The organism is Achromobacter sp. Marseille-Q4954, assembly GCF_943737025.1.
GTDB lineage: Bacteria > Pseudomonadota > Gammaproteobacteria > Burkholderiales > Burkholderiaceae_B > Achromobacter > Achromobacter bronchisepticus_A.
The window spans coordinates 168,352-186,411 of sequence record NZ_CALSFQ010000005.1 but is presented as its reverse complement, the minus strand read 5'-3'; the positions used below and the strand labels follow the sequence as shown (position 1 = coordinate 186,411).

At 66.8% G+C, this 18,060-nt stretch carries 15 protein-coding genes; 6 read left to right on the top strand and 9 right to left on the bottom strand.

What is annotated here, in order from left to right; translation table 11 throughout:
- Window positions 1–85: 85 nt before the first annotated feature.
- A complete protein-coding gene (locus tag NGK62_RS31785) occupies window positions 86–919 on the top strand; it encodes a FadR/GntR family transcriptional regulator (RefSeq protein WP_251882047.1) in 834 nt (277 codons plus the stop codon).
- 45 nt (window positions 920–964) lie between these two features.
- Here NGK62_RS31785 and NGK62_RS31780 read toward each other — a convergent pair whose 3' ends face one another.
- Genes NGK62_RS31780 through NGK62_RS31770 form a run of 3 tightly spaced genes read right to left on the bottom strand, consistent with a single transcriptional unit; the run spans window position 965 to window position 4,385 of the window.
- Window positions 965–1,951, bottom strand: coding sequence for a Bug family tripartite tricarboxylate transporter substrate binding protein (locus tag NGK62_RS31780; protein ID WP_251882045.1), 987 nt, complete (start codon window positions 1,949–1,951; stop codon window positions 965–967).
- 47 nt (window positions 1,952–1,998) lie between these two features.
- On the bottom strand, window positions 1,999–3,501 hold the full coding sequence (locus tag NGK62_RS31775; RefSeq protein WP_251882043.1) for an AMP-binding protein: 1,503 nt from the start codon (window positions 3,499–3,501) through the stop codon (window positions 1,999–2,001).
- Complete coding sequence (locus NGK62_RS31770; protein ID WP_054453670.1) at window positions 3,498–4,385, bottom strand: SDR family oxidoreductase; 888 nt, start codon at window positions 4,383–4,385, stop codon at window positions 3,498–3,500. Before NGK62_RS31770 ends, NGK62_RS31775 begins: the two co-directional genes overlap by 4 nt.
- A 148-nt stretch (window positions 4,386–4,533) precedes the next feature.
- Here NGK62_RS31770 and NGK62_RS31765 point away from each other — a divergent pair, with 148 nt between their 5' ends.
- Window positions 4,534–5,463: a LysR family transcriptional regulator gene (locus NGK62_RS31765; protein WP_118932540.1), complete on the top strand. Its 930-nt coding sequence runs from the start codon at window positions 4,534–4,536 to the stop codon at window positions 5,461–5,463.
- 267 nt (window positions 5,464–5,730) lie between these two features.
- Window positions 5,731–8,436 carry an aconitate hydratase AcnA gene (gene acnA, locus NGK62_RS31760; RefSeq protein WP_059372277.1) on the top strand — a complete coding sequence of 902 codons (2,706 nt, stop codon included), beginning with the start codon at window positions 5,731–5,733 and terminating at the stop codon, window positions 8,434–8,436.
- Window positions 8,437–8,510: 74 nt separating this feature from the next.
- Here acnA and NGK62_RS31755 read toward each other — a convergent pair whose 3' ends face one another.
- The gene (locus tag NGK62_RS31755) at window positions 8,511–9,287 is read right to left on the bottom strand and encodes a DODA-type extradiol aromatic ring-opening family dioxygenase (RefSeq protein WP_251882042.1); all 777 of its coding nucleotides are present in this window, start codon (window positions 9,285–9,287) and stop codon (window positions 8,511–8,513) included.
- Between the two features lie 210 nt (window positions 9,288–9,497).
- Between NGK62_RS31755 and NGK62_RS31750 the strand changes: the two genes are divergently transcribed.
- The 3 genes from NGK62_RS31750 (at window position 9,498) to efp (ending at window position 12,515) form a co-directional block, all read left to right on the top strand.
- The gene (locus tag NGK62_RS31750; protein ID WP_059372273.1) at window positions 9,498–10,700 is read left to right on the top strand and encodes a DUF2863 family protein; all 1,203 of its coding nucleotides are present in this window, start codon (window positions 9,498–9,500) and stop codon (window positions 10,698–10,700) included.
- A 6-nt stretch (window positions 10,701–10,706) separates the two neighbouring features.
- Entirely contained in the window at window positions 10,707–11,819 is a 1,113-nt protein-coding gene (gene earP / locus NGK62_RS31745) for an elongation factor P maturation arginine rhamnosyltransferase EarP (RefSeq protein ID WP_251882040.1), read from the top strand.
- A 135-nt stretch (window positions 11,820–11,954) separates the two neighbouring features.
- The gene (gene efp, locus NGK62_RS31740; RefSeq protein WP_006225610.1) at window positions 11,955–12,515 is read left to right on the top strand and encodes an elongation factor P; all 561 of its coding nucleotides are present in this window, start codon (window positions 11,955–11,957) and stop codon (window positions 12,513–12,515) included.
- Between the two features lie 68 nt (window positions 12,516–12,583).
- On the opposite strand, the gene NGK62_RS31735 is transcribed toward efp, so the two are convergent.
- From NGK62_RS31735 to NGK62_RS31715, 5 genes are all read right to left on the bottom strand, one after another.
- On the bottom strand, window positions 12,584–13,042 hold the full coding sequence (locus NGK62_RS31735; protein ID WP_059372268.1) for a DUF1178 family protein: 459 nt from the start codon (window positions 13,040–13,042) through the stop codon (window positions 12,584–12,586).
- Window positions 13,043–13,180: 138 nt separating this feature from the next.
- Window positions 13,181–13,885, bottom strand: coding sequence for a DUF2968 domain-containing protein (locus tag NGK62_RS31730; protein WP_251882039.1), 705 nt, complete (start codon window positions 13,883–13,885; stop codon window positions 13,181–13,183).
- Between the two features lie 117 nt (window positions 13,886–14,002).
- Window positions 14,003–15,412, bottom strand: coding sequence for a sigma 54-interacting transcriptional regulator (locus NGK62_RS31725; protein ID WP_251882037.1), 1,410 nt, complete (start codon window positions 15,410–15,412; stop codon window positions 14,003–14,005).
- A 49-nt stretch (window positions 15,413–15,461) separates the two neighbouring features.
- On the bottom strand, window positions 15,462–17,504 hold the full coding sequence (locus NGK62_RS31720; protein ID WP_251882035.1) for a pilus assembly protein TadG-related protein: 2,043 nt from the start codon (window positions 17,502–17,504) through the stop codon (window positions 15,462–15,464).
- A gap of 102 nt (window positions 17,505–17,606) precedes the next feature.
- Window positions 17,607–18,050: a DUF3613 domain-containing protein gene (locus tag NGK62_RS31715; RefSeq protein ID WP_251882033.1), complete on the bottom strand. Its 444-nt coding sequence runs from the start codon at window positions 18,048–18,050 to the stop codon at window positions 17,607–17,609.
- Between the last annotated feature and the right edge of the window lie 10 nt (window positions 18,051–18,060).

Genomic DNA, 18,060 nt, shown 5'->3' with positions numbered 1-18,060 from the left:
AAGGCGCATCAGGTATAACCCGGGGTCCGCGCAGAACCCGCCCGGGGCATGCCCCGCGCACACCACGCAGCAACGGAGGAACGCAATGGCGTTCAACAGTCACGACCTACAAGCCGCGGGCGCGTCGAGTCCGCCCAAGCGCAGCGACCTGGTCGCCGAAGAGATCAAGCGGTTGATCACGGCCAAGAACCTGTTGCCCGGCGACAAGCTGCCGCGCGAGAGCGAGCTGCAAAGCATGTTCTCGGTCAGCAAGAGCACCATGCGCGAAGCGCTCAAGTCGCTGGAGGTGCAGGGCTTGGTCAAGGTCAGCACCGGGCCGGGCGGCGGCGGCACCGTGGTCGAGGTGCCGCTGGACCGCACTTTCCAGCTGATGCAGAACTACCTGTTCTTCAAGGAAGTGCGGATCGAGGACATCTACCAGGTGCGCAAGCTGCTGGAGCCTGAGCTCGCCGCCAGCGCCGTGCCGTTCCTGACGGAGGCGCATTTCGCTGCGCTGGAGGAGAACATCGCCTGCTGCGACCCGTCGGCCGAGCACGTCGATGACCCGCTGGCCCAGCGTCAGGAAGAAATCAATTTCCACGACATCTTCGCGGCGGCCTGCCCCAATCCGTTCCTGCGCTTCAGCTGCGAGATGACCAATGAAATGATCCGGCAGCTGACCGTGTTCGACAACGAGATGCCGCTGTCCGAGCAGCAGCGTTTCGGCAGCGCCAACACGGGCTTTCACCGCAAGATCCTGGCCGCGGCGCGCGAGCGCGACGTCGAAAAGGTGCGCGACTTGATGAGCGAACACATGCAGGACGCGATGCGTTCGGTCAAGCGCATGCACGGCAAGCTCGAAGGCCGGCTGATCCTGGATTCAGAGATGTCGCGGCGCAACGTCACGCGCAAGGCGCGCCGCGGCGGCAAGAAGGCCTGACGGCGCCGGCGGCCAGGCGGCGTGGGCCAGCCGGCCGTTGCCGCCTCAGTCCAGCTTGATGTGATTGGCCTCGATCACCGCGCCCCAGCGCTGGCGGTCTTCCTGCACGTAGGCATCGATTTCTGCCTGGCTGCGGGGTGCCTGGATCACCAGACCCAGCGGCTCGAAGCGGCCGCGAAACGCCGGATCCTTCAGCGCCTTGTCCAGCGCCGCCTGCAAGCGCTGCGCCTCGGCCTGTGGCACGGCGCGCGGCACGGCCAGGCCGAACCAGGTGGCGGCGCGGAATCCCGGAAAGCCGCTTTCCGCCACGGTCGGCACCTCCGGCAGCACGGCCAGGCGCTCGCCGGTCGTGACGGCCAGCGCCTTGATCTTGCGTTCCCGCACCAGCGGCAGCGAGGTGCTGATCACGTCCACCATGAGCTGCGTGTCATTGCCCATCAGCGAGGTCAGGGCCGGCGCGCTGCCGTTGTACGGAATATGCGCCACGTCCATGCCAGTGCGCGATTTCAGCAGTTCGGTCGCCAGCTGCAGCGGATTGCCTATGCCCACGGAGGCGTAGTTCAGTTTGCCGGGCCGAGCCTTGGCATAGGCGACGAACTCGGCCAGCGTGCCCGCTGGGACCTCGTTGTTCGCCACCACCACCAGCGGCAACTCGGCGGCGATGCCGAACACGCGGAAGTCGCGCGCGGCGTCATAGGCGATGCGCTGGTAGAGCATGGGATTGAGCACCATGCTGGCATTGCTGGCGAGGAAAACCGTGTATCCGTCCGGCGCCGACCTGGCCACCTGGGTCGCCGCGACCATGGTATTGGCGCCGGGCTTGTTCTCCACCACCACGGTTTGCCCGAGGTCGCGCGACATGCCTTCGGCCAGCACCCGCGACAACTGGTCCGCGGAGCCGCCCGGCGTGTAGGGCACGACCAATTTGATCGGTTTGTCCGGAAATGCCGCCAGCGCGGCGGCCGGAGCCGCGAGCGCGACGATCGCCGCGGTCGCGATGCGACGCAGCCTGAGGTTCAGCCTGATTGCCATGCCTGTCTCCCTTGTGGGTTTTGTTATGGCGGCGATACGCCGCCCTGCTATACCTGGCGCTGCCTGCCCGCCCAGAATTCGGCGCGCAGCCGGCGCTTGGCGATCTTGCCGTTGTCGTCGCGCGGCAACTCCGACCGCAGTTGCAATTCGCGCGGCACCTTGTAGCGTGCGATTCGCTCCCCCAGCCATTGCGTCAGCGTCTCGGGATCGGGCGAGGCGCCCGCCGCGGGCTGCACCAGCGCCATCAACCGCTCTCCGTACTCGTCGTCAGGCACGCCGAACACCGCGCAATCCGCCACGCCCGGATACTGCATCAGCTGATGCTCGACCTCGGCCGGATAGATGTTCACGCCGCCCGAGATCACCAGGTCCGATTCGCGGTCGCACACGTAGAGATAGCCGTCCGCGTCCAGATAGCCCAGGTCGCCCAGGCCGATGAGTCCGTCCTTCTCCACGTCGGCGCGGGCCTGCGGGTTGTTGCGGTAGGTGAAGTCCGCGTAGGCCGGCTGGCGCACGTGGATACGGCCGACCTGGCCCGCCGCGCAGGGCGAGCCGTCTTCGGCATAGATCCTGACCTGCGCGCCGCCGATGGGCCGGCCGGCGCTGCCGGGGCGGGCAAGCGCTTCGTGCGAATCGATGACCGTGACCATGCCCGCCTCGCTCGACGCATAGGTTTCATGGATGACCGGACCCAGCCATTCGATCATGGCGCGCTTGATTTCCGGCGCGCAGGGCGCGCCGGTCGAGGCCACGAAGCGCAGCGACGACAGGTCATGCGCGGCGCGGGTGGCGGCGTCCAGCCTCAAGAGGCGCACGTACATGATGGGCACCAGATACACCGTATCGATGCGATGCGCCTCGATCAGGCGCAGGACTTCCACCGGATCGAACCTGTCCGTCAGCACGAAGGTCTCGCAGACCCGCAAGGCGACCTGCGCGAATACGCTGGGCGCGCTGTGGTAGATCGGCGCGGGCAGCAGCGCGCGCGATCCTGGACGCAGGCCGTAGGCCGCCTCCACCACCGCTTCGACCTGTTCCAGGTGGCGCGCCAGATGTTCCAGCGGGAACGGCGCACGCACCACGCCTTTGGGCCGGCCGGTGGTGCCCGAGGTATAGGCCATGTGGCCGCGCGGCGCCACGCGCGGGCCGTCGTAGGGCTGCTGGCGGTCGCGCCAGGCGTCGTAGTCCGCAGGGCCAGACTGCGACGCGCCGGGACCGGCCAGCAGCACCGGCAGACTGGCGGGCAACGCATCGCGCAGCGGCAACCACAGATCAGCATGGGCGATCAGCAGGCGGGCGCCGCTGTCTTCGATGAGGAATGCCGCTTCCGCCGCGGTGAAGTGCCAGTTGATCGGGCAGTAGTAGCACCCCAGCCGCTTGCAGGCCTGGATGATCTCCAGATAAGGCAGGCCGTTGCGCAGCAGCACGGCGATCACATCGCCTTCGCGCACGCCCATTGCCGCCAGGCCGGCGGCGACCTGTACGCCGCGCGCGGCCAGCGCCGCGCCCGACAAGTGTTGGCCGCCCGCTTGGATCGTGCTGTCCGTCATGCGCCCCCCGTGCTGCGCTGCGCCTTGTCCTGCGCGGTGCGCGCTTCGATGGCCTGGCGCGCGGCGGCCCAGTCCGCGTCGCTCCATTCGGCGTATTGCTTGAAGTAGGCGCCGTTGGCCAGATAGTCGCCGCCGTCCAGCGCAATGGTCTGGCCGTTGATCCAGTCATAGCCCGGACTCAGCAGGAACGCCGCCAGCTCGCCGATGTCATGCCCCGTGCCCAGGCGCCGCATCGGATTCTGTTGCGTCTGCGCATCCGCGCCCGAATCCTTGGGCCGCAGCCGCGCGCTGGCCCCTTCGGTCGGAATCACGCCCGGCGCGATGGCGTTCAGCCGGATGCCGTGGCGGCCCCATTCGATGGCCAGCGACTTGGTCATGGCGTCTATGCCGGCCTTGGACATGGCCGAGGGCACCACGAAGGGCGAACCGGTCCAGACCCAGGTCACCACGATGGACAGCACGGCTCCGCCCGTGCCTTGGGCGATCCAGCGCTTGCCGACGGCCTGGGTCGTGTAGAAGGTGCCGCGGAACACCGTGTCGGCGATGGCGTTGAAGCCGCGCGGCGACAGTTTCTCGGTGGGACTGATGAAATTGCCCGCGGCGTTGTTGATCAGGCCGGTCAGCGGACCATGCCCGGTCCAGATGGCGTCGACCGCGGCGTCCACGGCCTCGGCATCCCGGATATCCACCGCCTGGACGTGGACCTCGGCGCCGTAACGTGCGCGCAGCCCGGCGGCGGCTTCTTCCAGCACCGCGGCGCGGCGTCCCCACAGGTGCAGCGCAGCGCCCAGCGACGCCAGGCGCTCGGCCATGGCATAGCCCAGGCCGGTGCCGCCCCCGGTGACGAGGATGCGCTCGCCGCGGAACAGATCGGCGCGGAACATGGTTTGCGGGACGGTCCCGCCGGGCTGGTTTTGGGGCATGGCCTGGTCTCCTTGGTGATGGAGGCCAGAATATCAACCGCCGCCACGCCGCGACAATCCCGCAGCTTGCGTAAACTATGTTTCCTCACAGTCAACAATAGGACCGCGCATGCCCGCCCTGCCCGCGCTGGACCTCAACCTGATACAGCTGTTCGTGACCATCGTCGATGCCGGCACGCTGAGCGAGGCGGCGGTGCGCCACGGCGTGACCCGGTCGCATGTGAGCCGCAACCTGCAGAAACTGGAACGCGCCTTCGGCGCCCAGCTCATCCGCCGCAGCACCCGGCGGCTGGAGCTGACGCAGCAAGGCTCGGTGCTGTACGAGCACGGTGCGCGCATGGCGCGCGAGGTCGAATCCGCCCGCCATGCGCTGCAAAAGCTCGGCACCGAGCCTGCGGGCCACGTCCGGCTGAGCATTCCCACCGGCCTGGGAGAGCTGGACCAATTGCGCCCGCTGCTGGTGAGCTTCGCCCTGCGCCATCCTGCGCTGACGCTGCGCGTGCTGTTCTCCAACCGGGTGAGCGACCTGATTTCGTCGGAAATCGACGTGGCGCTGCGGGTGATGACGACGCCGCCGCAGGATTACGTGGCGCGCGCGCTGGGCGACGTGAAATGGGTGCTGTGCGCGGCGCCTTCCTATCTGCAGCAGTTCGGCCCGCCCGCCCATCCGCGCGACCTCGGCCGCCTGCACTTCCTGGGTCCGCCCGACCCCAGGCCCCAGGTCACGCTGCGGCTGCGCCGCAAGGACCAGCTGCATGAGGCCAAGCTCGCGCCGCGGCTGCAATCGGAGTATTTCCCGTTCCTGGCGCAAGCCGCCCGCGCCGGCGCGGGCGTGGCGCTGCTGCCGGCCTACGTGGTGCACGAGGATCTTGCCGCGGGACGGCTGACGCCGGTGCTGCCGGCCTACCAGGCCATGGGGCCAGGCGACAAGCTGTTCATCCTGACCACGCCCAACCCCTACCCCTCGACCGCACAGCGCGCGGTGGTCGATTTCCTGCGTACCGAACTGACCGTGCTGCTGCGCGATTTTCTTGCGTAGACCCGCGTCGCCTCGCTGGCCGCAACATGCGCGTAGGACTTTCTTGATAAAAGAGGCTTGCGACCCGCGCACGCCTCGGCCAGAGTATCGGTTTGGGCCAACGACCGCCCGCCCCTGATTGCAGTAGGGGAACTTTGGCGGTTCGCTCAAGTCTTATATAAGATATAAGACATACGGCCGCGCAGGCATCAGTCTCACATAGAATGACAAATGCGCAAAAACGCCAGAAAATGCCGGCTTCAACCGGGCAAAACCACGGAGTCCATCATGCCGCACAACACCCTAGACACCCTCAAGAATTTCAAGATCGGCAATAAATCCTGTCAGTACTATTCGCTGCCGGCGCTGGGCAAGTCCCTCGGCATCGACGTGCAGCGGCTCCCGGTTTCGATCCGCATCGTGCTGGAATCCGTGCTGCGCAACTGCGACGGCAAGAAGGTCACCGAAGAGCACGTCAAGCAGTTGGCCAACTGGCAGGCCAATGCCCGCCGCGAAGACGAAATTCCGTTCGTGGTGGCCCGCGTGGTGCTGCAGGACTTCACCGGCGTGCCGCTGCTGGCCGACATCGCGGCCATGCGTTCCGTGGCCGACAAGATGGGCAAGAGCCCCAAGAGCATCGAGCCGCTGGTGCCGGTGGACCTGGTGGTGGACCACTCGGTCATGATCGACTACTTCGGCACCAAGAATGCGCTGGACCTGAACATGAAGCTGGAATTCAAGCGCAATCAAGAGCGCTACCAGTTCATGAAGTGGGGCATGCAGGCGTTCGACACCTTTGGCGTCGTGCCTCCGGGCTTCGGCATCGTCCACCAGGTCAACCTGGAATACCTGGCGCGCGGCGTGCACCTGGACAAGAAGAACAACGTCTACTACCCGGATTCCCTGGTGGGCACCGACAGCCACACCACCATGATCAACGGCATCGGCGTGGTGGGCTGGGGCGTGGGCGGCATCGAAGCCGAGGCCGGCATGCTGGGCCAGCCCGTGTACTTCCTGACCCCCGACGTGGTCGGCGTGGAACTCAAGGGCAAGCTGCGCGGCGGCGTCACGGCCACCGACCTGGTGCTGACCATCACTGAAATGCTGCGCCGCGAGAAGGTGGTGGGCAAGTTCGTCGAATTCTGCGGCGAAGGCACCGCCAGCCTGTCCGTGGCCGAACGCGCCACCATCGGCAACATGGCGCCGGAGTACGGCGCCACCATGGGCTTCTTCCCGGTCGACGAGCGCACCATCGACTACTTCCGCGGCACCGGCCGCACGGAAGACGAAATCGCCGCCTTCGAGGCCTACTTCAAGGCCCAGAAGATGTTCGGCGTGCCCAAGGCGAAGGACATCAATTTCACCAAGCTGCTGACGCTGGACCTGTCCACCGTCGCGCCGTCGCTGGCAGGTCCGAAGCGCCCGCAAGACCGCATCGAGATCGGCAACGTCAAGAACACCTTCATCGACCTGTACTCCAAGCCGGTCGCTGAAAACGGCTTCAATCAGCCGGCCGAAAAGCTGGAGCAGACCTTCACCACCAGCGCCGGCACCAAGGTCAAGAACGGCGACGTCCTGATTGCCGCCATCACGTCCTGCACCAACACCTCCAACCCCAGCGTGCTGCTGGCGGCCGGCCTGCTGGCCAAGAAGGCGGTGGAAGCCGGCATGACCGTGCCCAAGCACATCAAGACTTCGCTGGCCCCGGGATCGCGCGTGGTCACCGAATACCTGACCAAGACGGGCCTCTTGCCCTACCTGGAAAAGCTGGGCTTCGACGTGGCCGCCTACGGCTGCACGACCTGCATCGGCAACGCCGGCGACCTGACCCCGGACCTGAACGAGGCCATCACCGGCAACGACCTGATCTGCTCGGCCGTGCTCTCGGGCAACCGCAACTTCGAGGCCCGCATCCACCCGAACATCAAGGCCAACTTCCTGGCCTCGCCCCCGCTGGTCGTGGCCTACGCCCTGGCCGGCACGGTCACGCGCGACCTGATGACCGAGCCCGTGGGCCGCGGCAAGAACGGCGACGTGTGGCTGGGCGACATTTGGCCGACCACCGAGGAAATCGAATCGCTGCTGAAGTACGCCCTGGATCCCAAGGCGTTCGAGGCCAACTACGGCCAGGTCAAGAGCAACCCGGGCAAGCTCTGGGAGAACATCAAGGGCGTTACCGGCGACACCTACAACTGGCCTGATTCCACCTACATCGCCGAACCGCCCTTCTTTGACGGCTTCGGCATGACGCCGGGCGCGATGCCGACGGTCAAGAACGCCCGTGCGCTGGGCGTGTTCGGCGACTCGGTCACGACCGACCACATCTCGCCGGCCGGCTCCATCAAGGAAACCTCGCCCGCGGGCAAGTGGCTGAAGGAAAACGGCGTCATGAAGGCCGACTTCAACAGCTATGGCTCGCGCCGCGGCAACCACGAGATCATGATGCGCGGCACCTTCGCCAACGTGCGCATCAAGAACCTCATGATTCCGGCGCTGCCGGACGGCAGCCGCTTCGAGGGCGGCGACACCCTGTTCCAGCCCACCGGCGAACAGATGTCCATCTATGACGCGGCCATGAAGTACGTCGGCGCGGGCACCCCCACCGTGGTGTTCGGCGGCGAAGAGTACGGCACCGGCTCGTCACGCGACTGGGCGGCCAAGGGCACCCAGCTGCTGGGCGTGAAGGCCGTGATCACCCGCAGCTTCGAACGCATCCACCGCAGCAACCTGGTCGGCATGGGCGTGCTGCCCCTGCAGTTCAAGGGCTCGGACAGCGTGCAGTCGCTGGGCATCACCGGCGAGGAAACCTACGACATTTCCGGCCTGGAAAACGGCATCAAGCCGATGCAGGACGTGACGCTGACGATCACCCGCAAGGACGGTTCGAAGCAGGACGTGACGGTGCTGCTGCGCATCGACACCCCGATCGAGGTGGACTACTACCAGCACGGCGGCATCCTGCCTTTTGTGCTGCGCCAGCTGCTGGCTGCCTGATCGCCTGACCGGCAAGGCAATGGCCCGGGAACCGCGAGGTTCCCGGGCCATTTTCATTGCGGCCGCGCTTCGAATCAGTCCGCGAACTCGTAGGCGTCCATTGCCAGCGCGCCGTACGAGATTTCATCGGTCAGGCGCTGAAAACCGGTTCCGCCCGCCCCCAGCGCCACGTACAGGGGCATCAGGTGGTCGTCGTGCGGATGAGCCTGCGACGCACCTGGCGCCTGAGCCTGCCAATCCAGCAGCGCCGGCAAGTCATGGCCGCCCAGCTTGTCCGCGTACCACTGCTGGAAGGCCGGCACGTAGGGCAGCGCGGGAGCGTCCTGCGGCATGCGCACGTGGCGCAGGTTGTGCGTCAGCGAACCCGAGCCGATGACCAGGATGTCCTCGTCCCGCAGCCGGGCCAGCGCGCGGCCCAGCTCCAGCTGGCCAGCCGCATCCCGCCCCATGTCCAGCGACAGCTGCACCACTGGCACGTCCGCTTCCGGATAGAGGTAGCGCAGCGGCACCCAGGCGCCATGGTCCAGCGGGCGGCGCGGATCCAGGTCGGCCGCGATGCCCGATTCGGCCAGCAGGGTTTGCACCCGCGCCGCCAGTTCCGGCGAGCCGGGGGCCGCGTACTGCAATTGATAGAGTTCCGGCGGAAAACCGCCGAAATCGTGCCAGGCCACCTGGCGGTCGCGGGTGGACAGCGCCAGACCCTCGCCCATCCAGTGCGGCGACACGACCAGGATGCCCTTGGGCTTGCGGCCCTGCGCGGCGCTCCAGGCGGCAAGCGCCGGGCCGGTCTGTCCAGGCTCGACGGCGAGCATGGGGGATCCATGGGATACGAAAAGCGTAGGCCAACGCATGGCGGCGCCTCCTGATATTGAGTAGATGAGGGTATTTTCCGCCGTTTCTTCTCAGCAATAAACCACCTTGATTGGCATTATCTGTTGCTGATTTGGCATCAATACATTTGTACCGCCATGGCTGGCGCGCCTCACGGGGGGCTGCACGCCGCCGTCCGCGCCGGGCGTTAAACTACACAGTTGCACACTTACTGGACGCTCCCCGAAGTTATGGCCCGATCCCGCAGCCAATCCGCTCCCCGCCTCACCCGTGACGCCGCCAAACTGGTCGCGCTTGCCCAGGCGCTCAACCGCTCGGGCAGCCGCCTCGAAGACGTGTTCTGGGAGAACCAGCTTGGCGTAGCGATTCCGAAGCTGCTCAAGGCGGGGCAGGACGCCCCCCTGGAAGCGGCCCTGGACCACCTCGCCCAGAACGACGTGGGCGCATACGAGATCCTGATCGAACAGGCCGAAACCCTGTCCGAATCGATGAAGATCGAGAAAAATGGCGTCCACTACGACATTTTGCTGGTCGTGGCCCCCATCGTCGCCTGGACCCGCTACGCCATTCCGACCGGCCCGATCGCCGCCGGCGCGCAACAGGCCCTGCTGGCGCAGCTGCATGGGCATGTCCTGTCCAGCAAGGCCCGCAGCTCGCTGATGCCGGTGTTGGTCAGCGTGGACCAGATGCCCCGCACCTTCTCCGAAACCTGGCAATGGCTGCAGCGCCTGGGCACCCAGGCGCTGGGCGCCGAAACCGCCAAGCCCGCCTTGAACACCGAGACCGAGACGGCCAACATGCTGGCCGATACGCGCTATATCGTGGCGGCCGTCGCGGTACCCGAAGGCGAGCCGATCTTCCGCTGGCAGGAACAGCTGGGCGAAGCCGACGCCAGCCGCGACGCCTGCCAGGAACAATGGGCGGCGCAGGCCCAACCGACCCTGGCCAACCTGCTGCCGGGCTGCGGTTTCGAAGCCCTGCTGCCCGACGCCTACTATGTCAGCAACCGCGAAGCCGACCGGCGTGTGCGCCCCTTGTCCCTGCGCGCGGCGGTCAGCTGGCTCGAAGGCGCGGTCAGCCTGGAGGCCTCCCAGTTGCGGGCGGTGGTGGCCGGCTGCGGCGAAAGCCGCATCGACGAATACCGCATCGGCTTCACGGCGCGCAGCAGCAACGACGTGTACTACGGCTGCGTCTGGCCGCTGTACGGGCGTGAGGAAGACCTGCCGTCCGACGAAGGCCAGCCCGACGTGGTGGACGAGATCGCCGCGCTGCTCAAGGAATACGGCGTCACCGAAGTGCGCCGCATCCCCGGCGTGCTGCCTCCCGAGTACTGTGAAGACTGCGGCGCGCCCTACTTCCCGAATCCGCTGGGCGAATTGGTGCATGCCGAACTGCCCGAGGACGCGGAGGCCTCGCCGGCCAAGTTCCACTAGGCCACCATGCAAGCGGACATCTTCTGCCGGGTCGTCGACAACTATGGCGACATTGGCGTTTGCTGGCGCCTGGCGCGCCGGCTGGCGCACGGCCGCGGCTGGGATGTGCGCCTGTGGGTCGACGACCTGGCCAGCTTCGCCCGCATCCAGCCCGGGATTGCCACGGACAGCCCGCGCCAGCAACTGGCGGGCATCGACATCGTGCGTTGGTCCGAATCGCCGGATCCGGCGCTGGCCGCGCGGGACGTGGTGATCGAGGCATTCGCTTGCGACCCACCCGAGGCATTCCTGGAAAGCATGCGGCGCGTGCATCCGGCCTGGATCAACCTGGAATACCTGAGCGCCGAATCCTGGGTGGAAAGCTGCCATGGCCTGCCCTCGCAGCGGCCGGACGGACTGATCAAGCACTTTTTCTTTCCCGGCTTCACCCAGGCCACCGGCGGGCTGCTGCGCGAGCCGGGCCTGTCGGCCGAGCGCGACGCCCTGCAGGCATCGCCGCAAGACCAGGAAACCTTCCTGCGGTCGCTGGGCGTGCCGCAGGATCTGCTGTTGCGCCGCCGCGACGGTGCGCGCACCGTGTCCCTGTTTTGCTATCCGACTGCGCCGATCACGGCGCTGGCCGGGGCCCTGGCGGCCGACCCGCGCCCCAGTCTGCTGCTTGCCCCCGAAGGCGTAGCCCCCGGACTGGAAGCCGCCTGCGCGGCGCCGGGCGCGCCGTCGGTGGCCCGCCTGCCCTTCGTGGCGCAGCCCGATTTCGACCGGCTGCTGTGGTGCTGCGACCTGAATTTCGTGCGGGGCGAGGACTCCTTCGTCCGCGCCGCCTGGGCCGCGCGCCCGCTGGTCTGGCAGATCTATCCCCAGGACGAAAACGTGCACCTGGAGAAACTGGAAGCCTGGCTGGCACGCTATCCGGCCCCCGAAACCGCCCAGGCGCTGATCCGGGCCTGGAACCACCCGGAAACGGGCGCAACCCCTGCGGCGCTGTCCGCCGCCCTGGCGCCGGCCGCCTGGGCGGACTGGGCCGCCGCCGCGCGGGCCTGGGACGCCAGCCAGGCCGCGCTGCCGGATCTTGCCGAAAATCTGGCTGATTTTTGCGCAGACTTGGCCAAGAAACGTTAGAATAGAGAGTTTTCCGAGCGCCCTGTATTTGTCGGGCCTCAACTATGACGCCTCCCGGGGTGTGCATGAAGCCGCTGTCTGCGGCGGCTTTTTGCAAGCACGGCGAGTGCACCCATCACCCCCGGAGTTTTATCGATGAAAACCGCTCAGGAATTGCGAGTCGGCAACGTGGTCATGGTCGGCAAGGATCCCCTCGTAGTCCAGAAGGCCGAATACAACAAGTCCGGCCGTAACGCCGCTGTTGTGAAGCTGAAGTTCAAGAACCTGTTGACCGCCTCGGCCAGCGAATCGGTCTACAAGGCCGACGAAAAGTTCGAAGTCGTCCAGCTCGACCGCAAGGAGTGCACCTACTCCTACTTCGGCGACCCGATGTACGTCTTCATGGACGAAGAGTACAACCAGTACGAAATCGAAGCCGAAAGCATGGGCGATGCCCTGAACTACCTGGAAGAAGCGATGCCCGTGGAAGTGGTCTTCTACGACGGCCGCGCCATTTCGGTTGAACTGCCCACGACCCTCGTGCGCGAAATCACCTACACCGAACCCGCCGTGCGTGGCGATACCTCGGGCAAGGTGACCAAGCCCGCCAAGATCAACACCGGCTACGAACTGAACGTGCCGCTGTTCTGCGCCATCGGCGACAAGATCGAAATCGACACCCGCACGAACGAATACCGCAGCCGCGTCAACAACTGATCCGGCAAGCAGGCAAGAAAAAGCCAGACCTTCGGGTCTGGCTTTTTTATTGCCGCAGCGCGCTGGCGTTACTGCAGCCGCTCGTCGTCCAGGAAATCCGGCACCGCCATGACGTCGATGCCATCCTCGGCCAGCGATTCGCGTTCTTCCGGCGTGGCCGTGCCGCGGATCGGGCGGTCGTCGGCATCGCCTTCGTGGATGCGGCGCGCCTCCTCGGCGAAGCGCGGTCCGACGTTTTCGGTGTTGCGCAGCAAGGCGCGCACCTGGCGCATGACGACCGCCTGCAATGCGGCCATTTTTTCCGCGTCGGAGGCATTGGCCGGCAGTTGGGGCTGGGCGGCGGGCGCGTGCAGATGGGCGACGTTCAGGCGCGGCGCGGACAGCCGCTTGGTGATGCTGGCCGAACCGCAAACCGGGCACGTGACGAGGCCACGCGCCTGTTGCGCGTCATAGTCTTCGTGCGAACCGAACCAGCCCTCGAAAATGTGGCTGTGTTCGCACTGGAGGTCGAAAACTTTAAGTGCCATGGCGTCTATATGGGGTGCAACTCCCAGAATACAAGAAAGCGCCGGCGACAGGCGCTTAGCCCCTGCGAGCGCAACACCTATTCCCGGCCGGCCAGCACAAAGCGGGCCCGCAGGCCCGCTTCTGCGCATGCCCGAAGGCTACTTGCCGCGGTTCTGGGCCGCCGGGTTCCCTACTTGCGCCTGCTGCGCCTGCAAGGCGTCGATCTGGCGTTGCAGATCGCGCAGCTGCTGGCGCACGTCCTTCTGCTGGTCGGCCAGCGCCGTGGCTTCCTGGCGCGACTGCTCCTGGCGCGCAGCGACCTGCTCTTCCTGCTGCAGGCGCACCGCGCGATCGGCCTGCAGGGTGCTCAGTTCGGCGCTGCGGCTGGCCAGCAGCTTCTCGGCGTGCGCGTACTCGGCCTGCATCTTGATGCGCTTGATATCCACCTCGGCCAGTTCGGCGGATTGGGCGACGAAGGCGCGGTAGGTAGCTTCGGCCTGCTTGTCCGACTTGGTCTTCACCACGCGCCAGAAGTCCTTTTGCTGGAACAAGGCGACGTAATAGGTCAGGTCGTCCGGCTTGAACAGCAGGCTGGCGCCGTAGGTGCCGTTGTAGGCCGTGCGCAGCTCCGACACCTGGCGGCTTTGGATCAGGCTTTGCAGCTCCGACAGCGTGGATGCGGGACGCGCGGCAGGCGGCGGCGCGGGGGGAGTCACGGGCGTGGAAGCCGCCTGCGTGTCCTCGACCTGTTTAACCGTGGCCCGGGGCGCTTCGGATTGTGCGCTGGCGCAAGCGGCCAGGCCGGACAGGGCCGTGCCCAGCAGCGCCATGCGGACGGCGCCACGGATAATCTGGACGTTCATGCCTTCCCCAAAAAAATCGTTGCGGAACTATAGCAATTTATTTCGGCCGGGACAGATACGCTTACATGCGCCGGCCGCGCGACTGTCGCCCCCTACGGGGCATTCCCTATTGCGTGTTCACATCGCCGTCTCGGCAATGCCATCGGCAGGCTCGCCCTGACCTGCTCCCAGCTGCAGCTTGCGCATTTTTTCCCACAACACCTTGCGGCTGATGCCCAGCGTGTGGGCGGTATCCTGGCGGCGCCAGCCATTGGCGTCCAGCGCCGCCAGCACACGTTCGCGTTCGGCGCGCTCGGCGTCGGTGAAAGCGGCGGGCTCGGCCCGCGCGGCGGCCGAAGCGGCGGCCGAAGCGACGGCCGAGCGCAGCGGCTCGGCCAATTGGTCGAAGATGCGTTCGATGCGCGCCTGGTCCCAGACCTGGCGCTGGCGCCGCACAATCGCGACGCGCTCAGCCACGTTGGACAGTTCACGCACATTGCCCTCGTAGCGCGTGCGCGAGACGCGTTCCAGCAGCCACGGCGGCGGTTCGTCCTCCACGCCCAGGCGTTGCAGCAAGGCGCGGAAGATCGCCGCCTTTTCCTGCGGGCCGCGCTGTTCCAGGTTGGGAATGCGCAGTTCGATCACCGCCAGCCGGTAGTACAGGTCCGCGCGGAACTCGTCTTGCCCCACCAGCACGCGCAAATCCTTGTTGGTCGCGGCGACCAGGCGGAAGTCCACCGGCACTTCCACGGTCGAGCCCAGCCGCGTCACCGTGTTCTGCTCCAGGACCCGCAAGAGCTTGACCTGCTGGTACAGCGGCAGGTCGCCGATTTCGTCCAGGAACAGCGTGCCGCCGTTGGCCTGCTCGAAATACCCCTTGTGCGCGCCGATCGCGCCGGTGAACGCGCCCTTGGCATGGCCGAAGAAATGCGCCTCGAACAGACCCTCGGGGATGGCGCCGCAGTTGACTGCAACAAAGGGGCCGTCGAACCAGGCGGCCTGCTCATGCAACAGGCGTGCGATGCGTTCCTTGCCCACGCCGGTTTCACCATGGATCAGCACGTTGCTGCGGCAGTCGGCGTACATGTCGGCTTCCGCCAGCAGATCCTGCATGGTCGCGGAAACGGCGATCAGCGGCTGCTCGCGCCGAGGCGCGGCGCGGTTGAGCTGGTTCAGCGTGCCCAGCAGCTCATACAGCAGCTTGCGCAGGTCCGCGGTGGTGAAGGTCAGCGGCAGCGTGTAGGAGTATTCCGGCGGGTAGTAGCGCGGATCGCGTCCGCGCGCCTCTGCGGCCACCCAGATGACCGGCAGACCTTGCGCCGCCAGCCAGTCGTAGCCGCTGAAGCGCTTGTCGCCCATCACCGACACCGACACCAGGGCCACGGCCGGCCGCGCCAGGTCACGCGGCGGCGGAAACGCGGTGCCGGCGTCCGCGCGTAGCAGCGACACGTCCATGCCCGCCAGGCAACGTTCGGCGCGGCTGGCAATGTCGGAGGTGCCTTCCCAGACGTACACGTCGAATTCTTCGCGCGCGAAATTCTGGCTCATCGCTTGGACCATGCGGGAATGGAAGAGATAGGGGTCACGGGCTTCATCGTCAATACACCAGGCGGGGTTTGCCGCAATCCACGGAAATCAGCGATACGTCGGTCTGCCCCACGCTCAGGCCCAGCGCATTGAGCAGCTGCTGCAGCACCACGGACAACGAACTCAGCAAGGGATCCAGCAGCACCATGACGACCGACAGCACGCCGCCTACCTGCCCGCTGCCGTTCAAGGCCAGCGTGCCGACCGCGTTGACACGGCACTGCCGGATCGCGTCGGGCACCAGCGCCAGGGCGCAGGTCACATCGCTGAGCGGGGCAAACAAGAGCGAATTCAGGATGCCGCCGACCAGTTGCAGCGTACCGCCCAATACCCCCGTCAAGCCGCCCGTGGTCAGGCGCGTGCCGAGCTGGTCCATCGCCGTCTTGGACCACTGCATGTCATTGACGACCTTGGAGATGGTCTTGCCAGCGTTGTTCTTGTCTCCGCCCACCAACTGCGTCGCCAGATCGGTGCGCTGCTTTTCTGTCAGCGGCGTGCCGTTGTTGAACAAGTCCCCCAGGATGCCTCCGATCAGCGCGTCCGTCAGGTTGCCGGCCAGTTTGGAGAGGTCCAGGTTGGTGGCATTGACGGTGGCGGTGGCGTTGGGCGATGGCGGCGCGGTCAGCGTCACCGACACGGGCGCGGAGGAACTGAACACCGGCAACGTGACCCGGGCGCTGAGCGGCAGTATGCCCAGCACGTTCAGTACCTGATAGCGGTCGACGGAGCCGAATGCGCTGGGTTCACAGCGGTTCGTGAGCGATTGGAAGTTTTTGGATTTGATGTCGGTATTGGACTCCATGCCCGGAAAGCGTCCCAGGCAGACGCTGGCCGCGGCCGACGTCACGTCGATCACCGCCTGGTTTTCGGCCAAGGGGGCCTCGCACAGTTTGCGCAGCGTACCCGTTGATTGCGCCACGTCGATGATGATGGGCAGATCGACCTTGGTGTTCAGGGTGTTGGCCAGCAAGGGGCCGACCAGCGGGATGTTGCTGGTGTTGATGCGCAGATACACGCGGATGCCGGCGCTGACGGCCTGCACGCCCACGCCGCCGACAGCCACTGCAGGCGGTTCGACGATGCGCACCCCCGCATCCAGGCCCAGCAGCGGCACGCTCAGCCCCAGATTGATCAGATTGCTGCCATTGGCGATGACCAGCCCGGTCTCCAGGATGTTGAGCGCATTGACCTGGGCCTGCAAGGCGGCGCTGGGGTCGCCGCCCACCACGTCCAGATTCAGCACCCCGCCGTCTCCGAACAGCTTCACAGGCAGGTTCAGCGGCATCAGGTCCAACACCGTATTGATGGCTGCGCTCAGCAGCCCGACATCGGCGTTGGCGGTTCTCTGCTTGTCGATGAGGCTCAGCGTGGCGTGCAGGAGCTGACCCAGGGTCAGGTTGCTCAGCGCCGTCAATTGCTCGGGCGTGCCCACGCCCGCCGCCACCGACAGCGGCAGGCCCAGCGCTTCCAGCAGGCCGGCCGGGGTGATGCCGACATTGGCCAGGCCGGCGGCGTCCAGCACGTCCAGCTGCGTGGGCGACGCCCCCGCCGTGGCCAGCAGCTGCGACAGCAGGCCGCCGCGTTCCAGGCGCAATAGCCGCGATCCCACCGAGAAGGCTGCCACAGGCTGCGTGTTGGTCGCCACCGCCGCGACCGACGCCGTGACGCCGCCCACGCCGGGGATGAGATTGGCCAGCTGCTTGCGCGCCGCCACCCGCACGGCGTTATAAGCCTGCCCGCCGGCCGCATCGAAGACGTGCATGCCGGAGGGGTCGGAACGCGTCGGATCCCATACCTTGCATTCCACCGTGAAATCGGCGGCCGTGAACGCGTCCAGGATGTTCGGCACATTGGCCAGCGCGGAAGCCCGGCCGGCGGCGGCGGCCCGGGTGCAATCCGCACTGGAGCCCAGGCTCAGCACCTGGACTGCCGACAGCGCCGCCAGGTCCGCCGCCTTCTGCATTTCGCGCTTCATGTAGAAGCCGTAGCCGAGCTGCAGCACGCCGAGCAGCACCACCCCCACCATCACCGCGAAGACGACGGCGACGGTCATGCTGCCGCGTTGCCGCGACGGCGGGGAAGGATGTGGACGGCCGGCAGACATGCTCTTGCGACTCCATACCCGCACGCGGCGGGGAACAGCAACGCTCCGAACCTATTGGACGTTGGGGATTTCCACATTCCGGTCGAACCACACGGGAATGGGATGCTTGAAGCTCTCCAGGTAGCGGTTCCAGGCCGCCGTGGACACCGGCCCCAGCACGGGCAAGGCGTTGCCAGCGCGCCGCCCGTCGGCCTGCGCCGCCAGCAGGCCGCGCGTCACGTCGCCAAAGCCCTCTTGCGCCGCCGGCGCGGCGGCAGGCGCTTGCGGCAGCGGCGTCTGCACCTGCTGCACCACGGCCCGCTCCGGCATGGAGGCCGCGGACGCGGGTTCCGGCGCCAACGCGGCGGCGGGCGCCTGGGCGGGCGGCGCGCTGCTCGCGGCGCCCGACATGCTGCCCGTCAGCGGCGCATTGGATTGCGCCAGGGCGGCCGCGGGCGCCTGCGCCGCAAGCGCGCAGGCCAGGATGAACAAGGCGTGATGGGTCGATGGGGACATGGCAGTCTTC

Bases quoted from the DNA above. Each gene is read 5' to 3' on its own strand.
- NGK62_RS31735 (WP_059372268.1), bottom strand. From the start codon at position 13,042: ATGGCACTTAAAGTTTTCGACCTCCAGTGCGAACACAGCCACATTTTC.
- earP (WP_251882040.1), top strand. From the start codon at position 10,707: ATGCAAGCGGACATCTTCTGCCGGGTCGTCGACAACTATGGCGACATT.
- NGK62_RS31715 (WP_251882033.1), bottom strand. From the start codon at position 18,050: ATGTCCCCATCGACCCATCACGCCTTGTTCATCCTGGCCTGCGCGCTT.
- NGK62_RS31785 (WP_251882047.1), top strand. From the start codon at position 86: ATGGCGTTCAACAGTCACGACCTACAAGCCGCGGGCGCGTCGAGTCCG.
- NGK62_RS31780 (WP_251882045.1), bottom strand. From the start codon at position 1,951: ATGGCAATCAGGCTGAACCTCAGGCTGCGTCGCATCGCGACCGCGGCG.
- efp (WP_006225610.1), top strand. From the start codon at position 11,955: ATGAAAACCGCTCAGGAATTGCGAGTCGGCAACGTGGTCATGGTCGGC.
- NGK62_RS31755 (WP_251882042.1), bottom strand. From the start codon at position 9,287: ATGCGTTGGCCTACGCTTTTCGTATCCCATGGATCCCCCATGCTCGCC.
- NGK62_RS31770 (WP_054453670.1), bottom strand. From the start codon at position 4,385: ATGTTCCGCGCCGATCTGTTCCGCGGCGAGCGCATCCTCGTCACCGGG.
- NGK62_RS31775 (WP_251882043.1), bottom strand. From the start codon at position 3,501: ATGACGGACAGCACGATCCAAGCGGGCGGCCAACACTTGTCGGGCGCG.
- acnA (WP_059372277.1), top strand. From the start codon at position 5,731: ATGCCGCACAACACCCTAGACACCCTCAAGAATTTCAAGATCGGCAAT.
- NGK62_RS31720 (WP_251882035.1), bottom strand. From the start codon at position 17,504: ATGACCGTCGCCGTCGTCTTCGCGGTGATGGTGGGGGTGGTGCTGCTC.
- NGK62_RS31725 (WP_251882037.1), bottom strand. From the start codon at position 15,412: ATGAGCCAGAATTTCGCGCGCGAAGAATTCGACGTGTACGTCTGGGAA.
- NGK62_RS31730 (WP_251882039.1), bottom strand. From the start codon at position 13,885: ATGAACGTCCAGATTATCCGTGGCGCCGTCCGCATGGCGCTGCTGGGC.
- NGK62_RS31765 (WP_118932540.1), top strand. From the start codon at position 4,534: ATGCCCGCCCTGCCCGCGCTGGACCTCAACCTGATACAGCTGTTCGTG.
- NGK62_RS31750 (WP_059372273.1), top strand. From the start codon at position 9,498: ATGGCCCGATCCCGCAGCCAATCCGCTCCCCGCCTCACCCGTGACGCC.